Here is a 16,696-nt window from a genome sequence, read left to right as displayed (position 1 = left end):
TAGCTTTTCTTTTGTAAAATAATTTGTTGCCTTTTTCTTACTACTGCAACTTATTCTTCAGTCAGTAATTTGATCAGGCTTTCGTCTCTGCTGTACACATCGTTATAGAAATTCAATTGTCCTTCCCGGTCTACCCAGGCGGTAAAATAACCGATATAAACGGGTACTTTCTTTTTTAGTGTATACCAGCTTTCTTTACCGGCATGCATGGCCTTATCAATTCGTGCGGGTGTCCATTTCGGGTCATTTTGTAATAGTTCGATCGCTAATTCTCTTGGTTTTGCTACACGCACACAGCCATGACTAAACGCCCTGCTTTCTCTTTCGAACAAACTTTTGGCTGGCGTATCATGCAAATAGATATTGTTTGAATTTGGAAATAAAAATTTTACCAGACCAAGGGAATTATTTACGCCCGGTGCTTGTCGAACGGCACCATTGTTCCATTCTAAATGTTTTTCTGACAGATAATTTTTGTTTTTAGCCATACCGGGTTTGATCTCCTTATTAATAATGCTCTGGGGCACATTCCAATACGGACTGAAAACAATATTGCTCATCATGCCGCTGAAAATAACGGTTTTGGTCATGGCTTTTCCAACCACAACGGCTGAAACAAAACTAATTTCATGATTGCGAATCAGGTAGAGTCTAAACTCCGGAATATTGACTTCAATGTATTCTTTCCCTTTTTCCAGTTCGGGGTCGATCCATCGGCAACGTTCCATGTTTGCGATAATGGTTTTGATTCTTTCGGCAACAGGAACATTCAGATCCTCAATATGCTCCTTTAAAATAATATTCTTAGGTGTCTTTCCGTGATGTATTTCGTAGTTTTTCATCGCAGCAATTAAAATCGAATCGCAAACGGCGCTTTTGTTGTTTTCTTTTAGTTCTCCTGTTACCGCAAGCCTTTCTCTGATCTGCGCTATTGCTGCTGCTGAATCTCCAGGTTTTAAATTTTTAAAATCCTCTCCGGCTTCAATCGTTTTCCATCCTCCTTTTTTCTCAATTTCGCGATATTTTTTAAGTGCATCACGAAGTTTATAATATTGACTGAACATTTTACTTTTATTATCATCATTGATTGTAGCATGTTCGAAAATAGAATCTGAAAACGCCTGATAATTTACTTTTTTACGGGGTAAAAGCCATTGTAAAGAGGTTGATGTTTTTTCGTCTACACCGCTAAACACTTTTTCCGCATAATAGAAATATAGGTTTGTAATCATCAGATCGGTATCTGCCTGAGATAATTTATTGTCTGAAATGCGTTCAAAAATGGGGTTTATTTTTTCATTATACGGAAAATTGGCTTTCAATCCTTCTTCTTCCAGTCCTTTGTACTTATTGAATAAAGTACTTCCAAACTCAACGATTCCTTTATTATCCAGCCATAACTGAATAGAACCTTTTTTCTTATAAAGCGCTAAAACATCTCCCTGAAATTTAACCAATTTCGGATACGTCTGATAAAATTTAGAAATAGCAACACTGTCTATCGGTATTTTAAGTTCGGGAACTATTTGCTCTGCAGCATTTTTTGGGTTGCCTTCCTTATCACTGGATTTAGAATTACAGGAAACAACCATAAAAAGCATCATCAATGCGGCTAGCGGATATAAAATTTTCATACTTATATTTTTAATAAAAATAAACAAGTTTTTACAATAACATCTCTTTTGCAAAAAAATAAATACCGACTTAACAACAACATTATGAAAAAAAAAAACTCCGGATACATTACATATCCGGAGTTTTCCCCTTTATAATCTCAACCTTTTATTTTAGATCACCGTTCCTTTTAAAGTAAGGATTTTTGGTGTTGTCTCTGCGCTTGTAGTTACCGTAACTGTTTTAGTGAATCCGCCTTTATTAGCTGCATTATAAGTAGCAGTCACCTTAGCCGATTTACCAGGTAAAACGGGCTCTTTGGTATAATCTGTTGCTGTGCAGCCACATGACCCCTGAACACTTGTAATAACAACGGCTGTTTTTCCGGTATTTTTAAATTCATATACAATTGCTTTTGGAGTTCCTTGTGGAATTTCACCAACATCAATCGTTTCAGCTTTCCATACAATCGTAGCAGCTGTTGTTTTTGTCGTTTCTTTTTTCACATTAGAAACTAGTGTTTTTACCGGAGCAATTGCTGAAAAGGACATTAATCCTAAAACTAAAGCCAACATCGAAATTTTTATAATTTTCATCGTATTTTATTTAAATGGTTAATGGTTACATTTTATATTTCAAAGGTACTTTGTAAGAATTCAATGGCGTGTTAAGTGGTTTCAAATGTTTGTTAATGACCTGTTAATGGGTGTTTTTAATTTAAATTTTGACTAATATTACACCTGTAAATCTGATTTCTTTTGAAAATAAATAAACTCAACAGCATTATCCTCCTTGGACTTGTGGCTATTATCAGCATACTGGTCGCACAATTACTATGGACCAAAGAAGCCTTCAATCTCGAACAAAAAAAACTGAGCCAGAAAGCACATATTGCTTTACTTGAAGTCGCCCGAAAACTCTATGAAGGAACGAATCACGAATTGCCGGCGGTAAATCCGGTTCAGAAAATTGCCAATGATTATTATATCGTTAATGTCGAAAATGATTTTGAGCCTGATATTTTAGAATTTTATTTAAAATCAGAATTCAAAAAAATGAACATTACCACTGATTTTGAATACGCGATGTACAACTGCCAGAGCGATGAAATGGTTTATGGCAATTATATTTCACTGTCCCAGAAAGGAAAATCAAAACAAACGGTTTACTTTCCAAAGCACAAAAATCTGGTGTATTATTTCGCCGTTCGTTTTCCCAATGAAACGACTTATTTATTTAGTTCAATGCGTTTTTGGTTTATACTTTCTACCGTGCTGATTCTTATTTTACTGATTTATGTGTATTCGATTTTTACACTTTTGCAGCAAAAAAAATATTCCGAATTACAGCGTGATTTTATCAATAATATGACGCATGAATTTAAGACACCTCTGTCTTCTATCTTAATTGCTTCCCAGTATTTAATTGAACAGAATGCTATTAAAGATGATAAAAAGCTCCACACGTATACCGATATCATTATCAATCAGAGCCATAAACTGAACAATCACATTGAAAAGATCCTGAATGTAGCTAAATCGGATCATACCTCTTTGGAGTTAAAAACAGAATTGGTTTTAATTGTTCCGGTTATTGAAGAGACAATTACGAATATTCAGCTAAAATATCCGGAAGCCAATATTGGAATAGAAACAAATGATCCTGATTGCAGCATAGAAACTGATGTTTTTCATTTTACCAATTTAGTGTATAACTTACTGGACAATGCGGTAAAATACTGCAATGAAAAATCGGAAATTCTCATTCGTATTTCCAAAGAAAACCAGTTTTTGAAATTAGAATTTATTGATAACGGAATTGGAATTTCACCTAAAAATATCGCTTCTGTTTTTGATAAATTCTATCGCGTTCAGAATGAGAAGAGTAACGAAGTAAATGGATTTGGTCTTGGGTTGTATTATGTAAAAGAAATTTGTAACTTACAATATTGGAAAATAAATGCCACGAATAATTTAGAAAAAGGTATTACGATAACGCTGACAATTCCTTATAAAAAATGAAACAGTTTAAAATTTTATACGCCGAAGATGATGAAACATTAGCGTTTCTGACCAAAGATAATCTGGAACAAAACAAGTATAAAGTCACGCATTGTTCTAACGGAAAATTAAGTTTAGAAGCTTTCAAAGAGGAAGTTTTTGACATTTGTATTCTGGATATCATGATGCCAAAAATGGATGGCTTTGAACTGGCAACTGCGATCCGGAAAATTGATGTAGATGTTCCTATTATTTTTCTTTCTGCCAAAACTTTGAAAGAAGACCGCATAAAAGGCCTGCGTTTAGGTGCCGATGATTACCTCATCAAGCCTTTTAGTATTGAAGAATTACTGCTGAAAATCGAAATTTTCCTAAAGCGTTCACAGAAAAACGGGATCAAAAAATCTGTTTACGAAATTGGCAAATATCAGTTTGATACCCAAAATTTTATCCTTTTTAATGAAACGGAAAAAATTAGTCTGACACAGCGTGAATCTGAACTTTTGAAACTCTTTGTGGACAATAAAAACCTGGTTTTAAAAAGACAGCAAATCCTTACTTCGCTATGGGGTGACGATGATTATTTTATGGGACGAAGCCTGGATGTCTTTATTTCCCGCCTTCGAAAGATTCTGGCTAATGAAAAAGGAATTTCCATTGAAAACTTACACGGAATCGGTTTTAGATTTACAATGTAATTTTTACACTTAAAACTATATAATTTTGTATTTTTAGTATCAAACAAACTTACAGGATATGAAACTGCATCATTTGCGTAACGCGACTTTGGTTATTGAAACAGAAAAGCACGTGATCTTAATTGATCCCATGCTGGGGAAAAGAAAAACTATTGCGCCATTTACGCTATTCCGTTACAAGCCCAAAAGAAACCCGCTTACCGCACTGCCCAAAAACAGCAGGGATATCCTTAGTAAGGTAACGCATTGCCTGATTACACATTTGCATCCGGATCATATTGATAAAGCCGGGGAAGTTTTCCTGAAAAGAAAATCGATTCCGGTAATCTGCAGTATCAAAGACGAAAAAGCACTTACCCAAAGAGGTTTAACTATTATTCAGACATTGGATTACTGGGAACCACAGCATTTTCTGGATGGCAAAATCACTGGTATACCCGCAAAGCACGGTTATGGTTTTATTGCAAAACTGATGGGAAATGTTATGGGTTTTCATATCGAACTTCAAAATGAAAAATCGGTTTACATTAGTTCCGATACCATTTTTACAGAGCATGTACAAAAAGTACTGACCGAGCTGAAACCTGACATTGCAACAGTCGCCTGCGGTACGGCACGATTAGATATTGGCCAGCCATTATTAATGCGAATGGATGATATCCTGAAATTTGCCGTCCTTGCGCCGGGGAAAGTTTTCGCCAATCATCTGGAAGCTTTAAATCATTGTCCCACCACGAGAGAAGAGCTAAAACAGGCCCTGATACAAAATAATCTGATGTCAAAAACAGTGGTTCCGAATGATGGGGAATGTGTGGAGTATTGATTACAAAACCAACAACCCAAATTCGCGTAAAGTGTTGACAGGTTTTGAATACCAAAACAATTCAAAATCTTCAAACTCGGTTTCAAAATCTGCTTTTACTTCCTGAAAAGTATAATGTTTGTTATTGGAAACCGTGATTTTTTTCAGAATTTCTACCAGCCAGTCCCCTTCATTTTTATTAGTCTGAATGGTAAAACTTTCTTTTTTATCGTGAAAAGTCAGCGTCATCATTTCCCAGCTCTGTCCTTTTTTAGATTTGGTAAAGTATTCCAAAGAAGGCTTCCCTCCTAACCAAACCACTTTTGCATTGGGTTTCGTATTGAAATCATTTCCTTCTTCGAGTGCATTAAAAATAAAGTCAGGGCCAATTTTGGTTTTCGGAATTTTAAAGTCAAACCAGTCCTGTAATTCGTAATCAAAACAGATTCCGTGCATGAAATTGAAAAGGGACTTCTTTAATCCAAAACTAAATTTATCGTGATTGATTCCTGTAGCATCGGTATAATCAATATCGTTATTGGCAAAAGTTCCAATGGCTTCCGTTGCTTTTGTAACACCAAATTTCTCCGGATACAAGCCAACCGGACTATGCGCCGTCATGGCAAACTGATGCCAGAATCCGGATTGTAAAATTCCCGCTTCAAACAACTGACGCACCATTTCGAGGCTGTCAACCGTTTCCTGAATCGTTTGTGTCGGATATCCGTACATCAGGTACGCATGCACCATGATGCCGGCCTCGGTAAAATTTCGGGTTACTTTTGCAACCTGTTCTACGGTTACGCCTTTGTCGATTAATTTCAACAATCGATCGGAAGCCACTTCCAGGCCGCCGGAAACCGCGATACAACCCGAAGCTTTCAACAACAGGCATAAATCAGCAGAGAAGCTTTTTTCGAAACGAATGTTCGTCCACCAGGTAACGGCCAACTTTCGACGTAAAATTTCCAGCGCCAAAGCACGCATCAGTGCCGGAGGGGCCGCTTCATCTACAAAATGAAAACCATTCTGCCCTGTTTGCTGCATCAGGTCTTCCATTCGGTCACACAACAAATTAGCCGCAACAGGCTCGTATACTTTTATATAATCTAAAGAAATATCACAAAAAGTACATTTTCCCCAATAGCAGCCGTGGGCCATAGTGAGTTTGTTCCAGCGTCCGTCGCTCCACATTCGATGCATCGGATTTACGATTTCGATTACCGAAATGTATTTATCCAAAGGCAAATCAGAATAATCGGGCGTTCCAACGTAGGCTTGTTTGTAATCGTGTTTTAACGAATTGTTTTTGTAAACCACTTTTCCGTTTTCCAGCAAAAAAGTTCTTTTATAAGAATTGGAATTTGGGTTTTCTAAATTGAATATTAACTCTTCAATAGGCACCTCTCCATCATCCAGCGTAATAAAATCGAAAAACTCAAAAACACGGGCATCCGAAAGAGAACGCAATTCGGTGTTTGGGAAACCTCCTCCCATCGAAATTTTAATTTCGGGATGGTTTTGTTTTACCCATTGCGCACATCTAAAAGCGCTGTATAAATTCCCGGGAAAGGGAACTGAAATCAAAAATAAAGTAGGATGAACAGCTTCGATTTTAGCTTTCAGTACCGAAATTAAAATCGCATCAATATACGTCGGTTTTTGTTGCAGGGCTTCGTACAATTCATCAAACGAGTTGGCACTTCGGCCTAAACGTTCGGCATAGCGGCTGAAGCCAAAATTTTCATCGACACATTCCACAATAAAATCCGAAATATCTTCAAGGTATAAAGTCGCTAAATGTTTCGCTTTGTCCTGAGTTCCCATTGTTCCGAAAGCCCAGTCGAGTTCTTCCAATTGTGCAAACCGGGAAGCTTCCGGCAGAAAATCTTCCTGACAAATCTGCAACGCCAAAGTTGGATTTTTCCCCTGCAGAAACTGAATAACGGCATCAATCGTTTTGATGTATTCGTCCTGTAAAGCAAAAATACGCTTCGAATTATCCGAGATTTCATTTCCAACAACTTCAAACCTGGAACATGAAACCTGAAACAAATCTATTAGTCCTTTCTTCGAAAACAATTCCAAAATCACATCAATACCCAAATCGGCCTGGACCGCTGCTACATTTTTGGTATTCAGAAACCCTTTGATATAAGCGGTTGCCGGATACGGAGTATTCAGTTGCGTAAATGGAGGCGTGATTACAAAAAGCTTGGTTTTCAAAGGGAATTATTTTCTGCAAAAATACGGGATATTTATAATCTTTTCAGGAAAAGATTCAGGAGGATATGTTTGTATTTTGAAACCGGAACTTTTAGACTTATTTAGTAGATATTTAATTACATTTGCGACGCTATAAATCTTACTTATGAAGCGAATTTTACTTTTTTTATTACTGCTGATTTTTATGCCTGTTTTGGCACAAAACAAAAATCAATCTATAGGTTTTAAGGAAAACAAAGGTCAGATTACAGACCAGAAAGGCAGGCCCAACAATGCCGTTAAATATTTATTAAACACAGGAGGCTTGAATGTTCAGTTACGCAAAAATGGTTTTTCTTATGACATTTATGAAGTAAAAAAAACACCGATTGTACGCTCTAATACCTCAAAAACAAATCCTTCCGGAATACCTGACAAAGATAGAACAGAACAGCCTGATTATACTTTAGAATACCTGTTTCACCGAATAGATATTGACTTTGTAAACTCAAATTCCAAAGTGGAATTGCTTACAGATCACAAATCAACGGATTTTGACAATTATTATAATATCCCAAACAAACCTGAGGGAATTATAGGCGTACATCAGTACAAACAGATCACGTACAAGAATATCTATCCGAATATCGATGTAGTTTTTACGATTCCGAATGATCCTGAAAAAGTCGTTGAATACAATTTTGTTATTCATCCAAAAGGAAAGATCTCTGATATTCAATTAAAATTTAAGGGTGCTGAAACTGATTTAGCAGATAACAAAATCCGGATGAATGTTCGCTTTGGAAAAATGGAAGAAACACTTCCGGCGAGCTGGATTGAAGATGAGACTGGTAAAAAGGAGATTTCTATTGCATACCGAAAGATTAAAAAAGAAGTTTACGGTTTTACCGGTTCAGAATCGGTTTCTGATAAAACGGTGATTATTGATCCTGTACCGACAAGGCTTTGGGGAACTTACTATGGAGATGGAGATAATAATATTTTTTCAGATATCGATTCTGACAGTTTTGGAAATATTTATTTTACGGGATGTTCAACCAGCTCTTCGGGTATTTTTGCCTCATCAGGAGCATATCAAACTACAAAAAGTAATGATTTTGACGGAATAATTGCAAAATTTGATTCCAATGGACAAAGGATATGGGGAACCTATTATGGAGGAGAAAGCTATGATGGAATAAAAGGACTAAAAGTTGATAAACAAAATAATCTTATTATTACAGGTATCACCTTAAGTAAAACTAATATAGCAACCAATAATTCATATCGTTCAGTTATGAATAATAATGCTAAAGATGCTTTTTTAGCTAAATTTAATGCTTCAGGAGCTATTTTATGGGCTTCTTATTTTGGTGGTTTTGGTGAAAATAGTGCAACTGATATTGATGTGGATATAAATAATAATATCTACATAGTGGGAAATACAACAAGCTCAACAAATGTTTCAATAAATAATAATTTTCAAACATTATTGAATCATAATAATGATACTTATTCCATTTATAATGATGGCTTTTTGGCGAAATTTAATCCTGATGGAAATCTCATTTGGAGCACTTATGTTGGAGGAGAAAGTGATGATTTTATCACAACAATTAAAGTAGATTCAAATTATTTAGTTTTAGGAGGAGATACAACAAGTAAAAGTTATATCGCAACACCAGGTACATTTCAACAAGCTTTATATGGTCAGCACTCTAATAGTGGGATAATTTTTAAATTCAATTTGAATGGAAATAGAATCTGGAGCACATATTATGGTGGTGAGAGCGGTATTAACTACATTAGAAGCATAGAAACAGATGACGAAAATAATATATATTTTGGAGGACAGACCTATAGTAAATATAACATAGCTACTCCAAACAGTTTTGATGAATTTAATCAAGAATACGAAAGAGGTTTTATCGCAAAACTAAATAATAACGGACAACGAATGTGGGGCACTTATTTTGGAAGTGCTACTATTATAACATCACTTAAATTCAACAATAACAAAATCTATATTGGAGGTATGGCGGGTTCAATGGGTAGCAATAGTGTCCCAATAACCACTCCTTGTGCATTTAAAAGAAATTTCGACACAGATGGATACCTAGGAAGATTCAGTAAAGATGGTAAATTAGAATTTGGTACTGCTGTGGGTGGTTATGGTCAATACTCAGCGAACAAAATATGTTTTACGAACAATAATATAATTATTGGAGGAGATACTTTTGGGGACAAGGTATTAACTGATGCAAATTCTTATCAAAAGAATATGTTAGGAAACACAAGCTTTTATTTAATTAAATTTCAGGATAATAATACAACTGGCGTCCCTGATCCGGCAAGTAACTCTCCAGTATGTATTGGCAAAACACTCGAACTAAAAGCTTCGGGAGGAACCAATTATTTCTGGACAGGCCCAAACGGTTTTACTTCAACAGAACAAAATCCAATCCTAACAAATGTAACAATTATGAATAGCGGAAAGTATAGCTGTTTAATCACCGGAACTGCTGGTTGCGATGGTACCGGGGATGTTACTGTTGTAATTGGAGATACTGAAGCACCTGTACCCGACTTAGAAAATCTTACAACTATAACCGGAGATTGTACTACCACAATAACTACATTTCCAACAGCAACCGATGCCTGCGCAGGAACAATTACAGGGACAACGACAGATCCTTTATCTTACAACTTGCCCGGAACATATACTATTGTGTGGAATTATGACGATGGAAACGGAAATAAATCCCATCAGAATCAAACGATTACCATTAGCAGTCAGCCTTTACCGGCGGTAACTTCACCACAAAACTTCTGTATTCAGGAAAATGCAACCATAAACAATATCAGTGTTACAAACGGCCAAAATATCAAATGGTATGATGCAGCAACCGCCGGAACACTTTTAGCCAATACAACTGTACTTCAAAATGGTCAAACGTATTATGCCTCACAGACTATAAATGGCTGTGAAAGCGAGAGAGCAGCCGTTACTATCAAAATTCAGGACAGTCCCTTGCCTACTGGAGATGCAAATCAGCCTTTTTGTACCGGTCAGAATCCAACTTTAAATAGTATTAGTGTTAACGGAGAAGACAAAAAATGGTATGATGCGCTGACCAATGGAAATAACTTACCGGACAATACCAGTCTTCAAAACGGAAAAACCTATTACGTTTCCCAAACGCTAAATTTATGCGAAAGCAAAAGATTAGCCATTACTATTTCCGTGCAAAACACACCTTCAATACCTACAGGAGATTTAAATCCGAAGTTTTGCAAAAGCGAAAATGCTACTTTAAATAGTATTGATCTTAACGGTCAGAATATAAAATGGTACGATACTACTATTGCAGCAGGCACCTTACCAAGCACAACTTTATTAGAAAATAATAAAACCTATTATGCTTCACAAACTATTGGATGTGAAAGCGAAAGAGTACCAGTATTAGTGAAAATCTATGACACACCATTCCCAAGCGGAATTAATGATCAGCAATTTTGTATTGACGAAAAAGCAACTATTGCCAATCTGAACTTTACAGGAACAGCCAGTAAATGGTACGATGCCCCAGCAAATGGTAATATTTTGCCCGAAACAACACTTTTACAAAACGGTATCTATTATGCAACACAAACACTAAACAATTGTGAAAGTGAAAGATTTCCAGTTTCTGTTAAAATACAAGAGACTCAAAGACCAATGATTGACTTCCCACAAGTATTCTGTATCCAGCAAAACAGCTCCATAGAAAAAATTAAAATTAATGGCGAACGTATAAAATGGTATGATCGGGCTATAGGAGGAATGATTTTATCTGAATCAACACCACTAGAAAACGGACTTACCTATTATGCATCGCAAACCATTAATGATTGCGAAAGTGAAAGAACTCCGGTAACGATAAAAATCTTAGGAGCCAAAACTGCCGAGTGCATTAATTATGTCGATGAACTCCCCTTTCCGAAATTCTTTACGCCGAATAATGACGGCCATAATGACACCTGGACCATTGATTTTAACTATTTAGCGCCAAATTCTTCTATAAGAATATTTGACCGATATGGAAAGTTCATTAAAGAGTTATTGAAGAATACGGAATGGGATGGAACGTACATTGGTAATAACGAGCCTGCCTCGGATTATTGGTTTGTAGTGACCCGTTTAAATGGCACTGAATTTAGAAGTCATTTTAGCCTGAAACGTTAAAAAAAGAAAAGGTTGTCCGAATTTGATCTGGACAACCTTTTTTAATTATTTACTTTATGATTATTTAAAACTTATGTTCCTTTTTGCTAATAACCAGCAGAGAAAACAAAGAAATACAGGCCGCAATGGTCAGATAAAAACCAACATAGGTTAAACTATAGGTACTGGCCAGCCAAATGGCAATCATCGGTGCAAATGCCGCACCAAGAATTCCTGCAAGATTAAACGTTAATGAAGCTCCGGAATAACGAACATTTGTAGGGAATAATTCGGACAGGAAAGTTCCTAAAGGTCCATAAGTGAATCCCATCAATGACATTCCTAAACATACAAAGAAAGTTACCATAAATATACTTCCTGAATTTAAAAAATGAGAGAAGAAAAAACCAAAAACGGCAATAGCAGTTGTAGTTATAATCAAAATTTTGCGACGTCCAATTTTATCTGCAACGACCGCTGAAACAGGAATAAAAGCAGCAAAAAACAACACTGAAAACATCTGAATCAATAAGAAATCCCTTTTGGCGTAACCCAGATCCGAAGTGGCCCAGCTCAATGTGAATACTGTCATCAGGTAAAACACCAGGAAGGTAGTAATCGCTGCAAATGTTCCAAAAATCAATTGGTTTTTATACGATTTGACCAAAGTAAAAAAGGGAACTTTTACTTCTTCATGCTCCTTTTTTGAATTTTCAAAAGATGGCGTTTCTGTAATTTTAGTTCTAATATAAAACCCTACTACCACCAGAAGAGAGCTGGCAATAAAAGGAATTCTCCAGCCATAATTCATAAAATCTTCATTCGTCATGGAATCCGTTAACAACAGGAAAGTACCTCCCGAAAGCAACAATCCGATGGGTGCCCCCAATTGCGGAAACATACCGTACCAGGCCCGTTTGTGTGGTGGTGCATTTTCGATCGCAAGCAAAACAGCACCTCCCCACTCGCCTCCTAAACCAACCCCTTGTCCAAATCGGCACAACATCAATAATAGCGGAGCCGCGACGCCAATACTGGCATAACTTGTTAAGAATCCAATGGTTACGGTTGATATCCCCATCGTCAGTAAGGCAGCAACCAGTGTAAACTTACGCCCGATTTTATCGCCATAATGCCCAAAAAATGCGGAACCTAAGGGACGTGATAAAAAGGCAATCGAAAAAGTCGCCAGTGATTCTAAAGTGGCCATGGTTTTATCTGAACCTGGGAAAAACAATTGCGGAAAAACCAATACCGCAGCATTGGCATAAATATAAAAGTCAAAAAATTCGATGGTGGTACCAATCAAACTGCCAAAAAGAACATGTCGAAGCGAGTTCTTCTGATTAGGGTTATTTTTCATTTGGTTTTGATATAGATTTTTTTTTAAGAAAATAGAGTATAAAAATGAATCTATTTTTCGAAAGTAACAAACATTTATCTGTTAAAATAAAACATCGTTGTGAAAAACTCAAAACCAAAACACTAAGCATTACAATTCAACTATACCATAAAAAAAGGATGCCGCTTTGACATCCTTTCTGGTATTACTTATTCTTTTTATCCGCTGATTTTTCTTTTTTAGATCCGGTTTTTTTCGATTTTTTATTTGTTTTTTTATGCAATCGTTTTTCGGTTTCTTCCATAAGATAATCATATTCATTGCTTAACGTTTCAAGTCTTGCTTCTTTTAGTGCTTTCAATGCCTTTTTAAAATCTTTCCGGCTTTCTAAAAGCATCACTTTTTTAAGAAGAATCTCTACTTTGTTAATGCCTTTAATCGTTAAAGCAAAATCGATAAGCCTTGTCGCTTCCGTATAATCTTCATTCAGGATTAAAGTATTGATGTAATACGAATACACTTCGATAGCATTGATATTAATCGAAATGGCCTGGTGAAAATATTCCTTGGCTTCTTCATATTTCAATAGCTGATCGGCCTGAACACGGCCATAAAGGCATAATGCCATTGTATTCTTGTCGTCATAAGACAAAGCATAATCCAGTGATTCTATGGTTTCCACCAGCGAATACGGATAATTGTCTAAGGCTTCAAAAATGTATTTATCTACTGTTTTCATAATTTTTTAGATTTGGAAAATTCAAAAATCGGGGTATTATTCCCTGTCGAAATAACCTTCTTTTTTTATTTTTTGCCTTTCCTGTTTGTATTTTTTTTCCTGTTTTTGTTTTTTAAAATCCGAACCCTGAAAAATCCGGACTGGATTACCTCTCTGAATCTGCAGCTGATTCATCCATTGCGCCTGAAATTCAGCTTTAAAATGCTTTACGGCCTCTTCTTTGAATTTCTGTAATAACCTTTCAGTGGCCAGTTTTTTGTTCTGGTGCTGTGAGCGCGAATCCATAGAAACCACGCTGATTCCGGTTGGAAGATGCGTCGCCCTTACTGCAGAACTTACCTTATTGACATGCTGCCCTCCGGCTCCGGAACTTCTCATGGCCTGATACTGAATATCCTTTTCCGAAATTTCGGTTGCTGTAGATTTTTCTATTTCGAAAATGCCGATAAACCAGTTTTTCCTTTTATGAAATTTCCTGAACTGACTTTGCCCAATCCATTGAACAGTTCCGAGCCATGAGTTGACAAACGGATCCAGCCTGTCGCTTTCGAGTAAAATCGTAGCGGTTTCTACTGTTCCGTTTTCAATTCCGATTTCCCTGTGAAGCATTGTTGTTTTTATATTATTTTGCTTGGCTTCTTCTATAAAGGTTTTTAAAACCTGGGCCACAACCCAGCTGCATTCCGCCGGGCCACGACCTGATGTTATTTGAATTATTTTTTCCATTACTTACTAATTTAGCGGTCCATTCTAACGATCTTCGGTGTGAATGTACCGAGTACATCAACCAGTTCGTTTTGGTTTGCCATTACTTTATTGATGTCCTTATAGGCCATTGGAGCTTCATCTATATTTCCTCCAATTAAAGTGACATCGTTTGCTTTGAGCACTTTATTAATTTCGCTTTGCGTGAATGATTCTTTGCACTTTCTACGGGAGAAAAGCCTTCCGGCCCCGTGCGATGCTGAGTTTAAACTCTCCGCATTTCCTTTTCCCTTCACAATAAATCCCGGAGCCGTCATGGAACCCGGAATAATACCCAGTTCACCAACGTTGGCAGGAGTCGCTCCTTTGCGATGTACAATGGCTTCCTTGCCGTTTACGATTTCTTTCCAGGCAAAATTGTGATGGTTTTCAATGGTCACCACCACTCGCTTTCCGATCGCTTTTGCCATTCGGCGGTGAATGTCATCGTGACAGGCTTTTGCATAATCGCCGGCCAAATTCATCGCCAGCCAGTATTCCTGACCGTCATGTGTATTCAGATCTAACCAGGCCAAGTGCTGTACATTTTTAGGCAAAGGACATTGTTTGGTCGCCAGATACGTATAATGTTTCGCAATATTGGCTCCCAAGCCTCTTGAACCGCTGTGTGAAAGCACCGCAAAATATTCGCCAACCCCAATTTTCCATTCGTTAAGCGGATTGGTGATTTTTGCAATTCCAAATTCCACAAAATGATTGCCTCCGCCGGAAGTCCCTAGCTGTTTGTACGCTTTAGGCAAAAGATTTTTCAAAAGTGGAATATCCTGAAATTCACTTCTGCTGAACAATTCATGATCTGCTTTTATGGCGTGGGTCTCATACATTCCGAATTTGGTATGGTCTTTTAAAATCGCCTGCAGCTGGTGTTCTTTTCCTTTGAAAAATGAAGCCGGAATGTCAAAAATGGACAAACTCATGCGGCATCCGATGTCAACGCCAACTCCGTACGGAATCACGGCATTGTCTGTGGCAAGCACACCGCCAATCGGCAGTCCGTAACCGGAGTGCGCGTCGGGCATTAAGGCGCCTGCAACTGAAATTGGTAATTTTAAAGCATCATACAACTGGTACTTCGCCTGTTCATCAATTTCATTTTCTCCGAATATCGAAAACGGCGCCCGGGTATTATTAAGCTGATGCATTCGCACCGCTACCGGATTTACCAATCCTTCCGCAACTTTTCCCCAGGTTCCGTGTCCTGTAAATTTTTCTGGAAACAATAAAACTTCCTTCGCTTCGGTTAATATGCTCTCTTTTTTTTCTCTTTTTCTGTATCTGTTAATCTGCCCTAAAGCAATATTGATACTGTTATTCTTTGGAAAGCCTATTTTAATCAGGTCTTTTCCGGATAATTTATTTCCCATTAGGTATATTTTTCTTCCAAATACTGTTCGTATATCGTATTCAGATTGTTATTATTTAGTTGATTGTTATTTTTCAGTTTTTCCAAACTGGAATAATAATAGGCCTCTCTGTTGCCGGTTTTATAAATCTTATATCCCAGATCCCGGTTTTGTATGTAATTTTCAAGTAACCTCAATTCACTTTCCAGCACGGCATCTACCGCTTTTTTATGGGTAATGATATTGGGCTCAATTTTAAATACAAATCGCCAGGACTCCGTAAATTGATAATACGTCTTAAAACAACGCCATCTGTCCGACCATTTTTCGATTCGTGTAAAGCAGGATTTTTCCTTGTCAGTCAATTCGAGTTTATTTGCATTCCACTCACTGACACTAATTTTCGACAGAAATTGCTCCCTTGGATGGTCTGTCTTTTTTCCGGAACGCTTTTTCCGATTGATAAATGTTTTTTGATTTGAAAATTGGAAAGTGTTTATCTTTTCCAATATATCCACATAGAACATCGCCCCGGCTGAGCGTAAAACATCTTTTCGAACTACAAAAAAACGAACCCAGCCTTTTTGATAAGGTTGTTCCAATTCAATCAAAGGCAACTCTTTAATTGCCAGATAGATTGCGTGTTTTCGTTTTGATAATCGAACCAGATGTTTTTCAAAATCCTCTTTCACCAATCTTTTTTTGCGTCTTCTATTCTTTAAACGACTACTTTCAAAGTAATCGTCGAAAAGAGAATTGTCCATTAAAAAAAAAATTAAATGAATTCTCACCCAACATTTAAAAATGCAGGGCAAAACATTTTATCTTAAACAGATAAATTAAGTTCTTGATCGGGAATTTCTGAAGTGTCCAGAATACAAAAAAGCCCGAAAGTTATTTTCCTTCGGGCTTCTTTCTATATCTAAAATTGATTTGCTAGGATTGAGAAAAGCCACGAAGACACATGCCAACAGAATCTGATCC

General features: G+C 36.9%; 12 protein-coding genes. 4 read left to right on the top strand and 8 right to left on the bottom strand.

Translation table 11 applies throughout. The features are described from left to right. Nucleotides 1–50 precede the first annotated feature (50 nt). Both GJU43_RS20710 and GJU43_RS20705 read right to left on the bottom strand, forming a co-directional pair. A complete protein-coding gene (locus GJU43_RS20710; protein ID WP_154343555.1) occupies nt 51–1,634 on the bottom strand; it encodes a murein L,D-transpeptidase in 1,584 nt (527 codons plus the stop codon). Between the two features lie 153 nt (nt 1,635–1,787). Continuing rightward, complete coding sequence (locus GJU43_RS20705) at nt 1,788–2,210, bottom strand: DUF1573 domain-containing protein (protein WP_154343553.1); 423 nt, start codon at nt 2,208–2,210, stop codon at nt 1,788–1,790. A gap of 162 nt (nt 2,211–2,372) precedes the next feature. On the opposite strand from GJU43_RS20705, the gene GJU43_RS20700 reads away from it, so the two are divergent. From GJU43_RS20700 to GJU43_RS20690, 3 genes are read left to right on the top strand one after another with little or no spacing between them, the layout of a single operon-like run. After that, nucleotides 2,373–3,635: a sensor histidine kinase KdpD gene (locus GJU43_RS20700; protein WP_154343551.1), complete on the top strand. Its 1,263-nt coding sequence runs from the start codon at nt 2,373–2,375 to the stop codon at nt 3,633–3,635. Further along, nucleotides 3,632–4,312, top strand: coding sequence for a response regulator transcription factor (locus tag GJU43_RS20695; protein ID WP_154343550.1), 681 nt, complete (start codon nt 3,632–3,634; stop codon nt 4,310–4,312). The genes GJU43_RS20700 and GJU43_RS20695 overlap by 4 nt, the downstream gene beginning before the upstream one ends. Before the next feature lie 58 nt (nt 4,313–4,370). Then, nucleotides 4,371–5,135, top strand: coding sequence for an MBL fold metallo-hydrolase (locus tag GJU43_RS20690; protein WP_154343548.1), 765 nt, complete (start codon nt 4,371–4,373; stop codon nt 5,133–5,135). Here GJU43_RS20690 and GJU43_RS20685 read toward each other — a convergent pair whose 3' ends face one another. After that, nucleotides 5,136–7,340, bottom strand: a complete 2,205-nt coding sequence (locus GJU43_RS20685) for a radical SAM protein (RefSeq protein ID WP_154343546.1) — start codon at nt 7,338–7,340, stop codon at nt 5,136–5,138. It lies immediately after the preceding gene. A 145-nt stretch (nt 7,341–7,485) separates the two neighbouring features. Here GJU43_RS20685 and GJU43_RS20680 point away from each other — a divergent pair, with 145 nt between their 5' ends. Then, nucleotides 7,486–11,544, top strand: a complete 4,059-nt coding sequence (locus GJU43_RS20680) for a T9SS type B sorting domain-containing protein (protein WP_154343544.1) — start codon at nt 7,486–7,488, stop codon at nt 11,542–11,544. Nucleotides 11,545–11,608: 64 nt separating this feature from the next. On the opposite strand, the gene GJU43_RS20675 is transcribed toward GJU43_RS20680, so the two are convergent. From GJU43_RS20675 to GJU43_RS20655, 5 genes are all read right to left on the bottom strand, one after another. Next, nucleotides 11,609–12,886 carry an MFS transporter gene (locus tag GJU43_RS20675; protein WP_154343542.1) on the bottom strand — a complete coding sequence of 426 codons (1,278 nt, stop codon included), beginning with the start codon at nt 12,884–12,886 and terminating at the stop codon, nt 11,609–11,611. 184 nt (nt 12,887–13,070) lie between these two features. Continuing rightward, the gene (locus GJU43_RS20670) at nt 13,071–13,604 is read right to left on the bottom strand and encodes a hypothetical protein (RefSeq protein WP_154343540.1); all 534 of its coding nucleotides are present in this window, start codon (nt 13,602–13,604) and stop codon (nt 13,071–13,073) included. Between the two features lie 36 nt (nt 13,605–13,640). Then, nucleotides 13,641–14,330, bottom strand: a complete 690-nt coding sequence (gene prfH / locus GJU43_RS20665) for a peptide chain release factor H (protein WP_154343538.1) — start codon at nt 14,328–14,330, stop codon at nt 13,641–13,643. Between the two features lie 11 nt (nt 14,331–14,341). After that, a complete protein-coding gene (locus tag GJU43_RS20660; RefSeq protein WP_154343537.1) occupies nt 14,342–15,733 on the bottom strand; it encodes an RtcB family protein in 1,392 nt (463 codons plus the stop codon). Next, entirely contained in the window at nt 15,733–16,476 is a 744-nt protein-coding gene (locus tag GJU43_RS20655) for a hypothetical protein (RefSeq protein WP_154343535.1), read from the bottom strand. Before GJU43_RS20655 ends, GJU43_RS20660 begins: the two co-directional genes overlap by 1 nt. Between the last annotated feature and the right edge of the window lie 220 nt (nt 16,477–16,696).

Source organism: Flavobacterium sp. LC2016-23, from assembly GCF_009674775.1.
Taxonomy (GTDB): Bacteria; Bacteroidota; Bacteroidia; order Flavobacteriales; family Flavobacteriaceae; genus Flavobacterium.
Note: the sequence above shows the minus strand (reverse complement) of the source record. Positions and strands in the feature narration are given on the sequence as shown.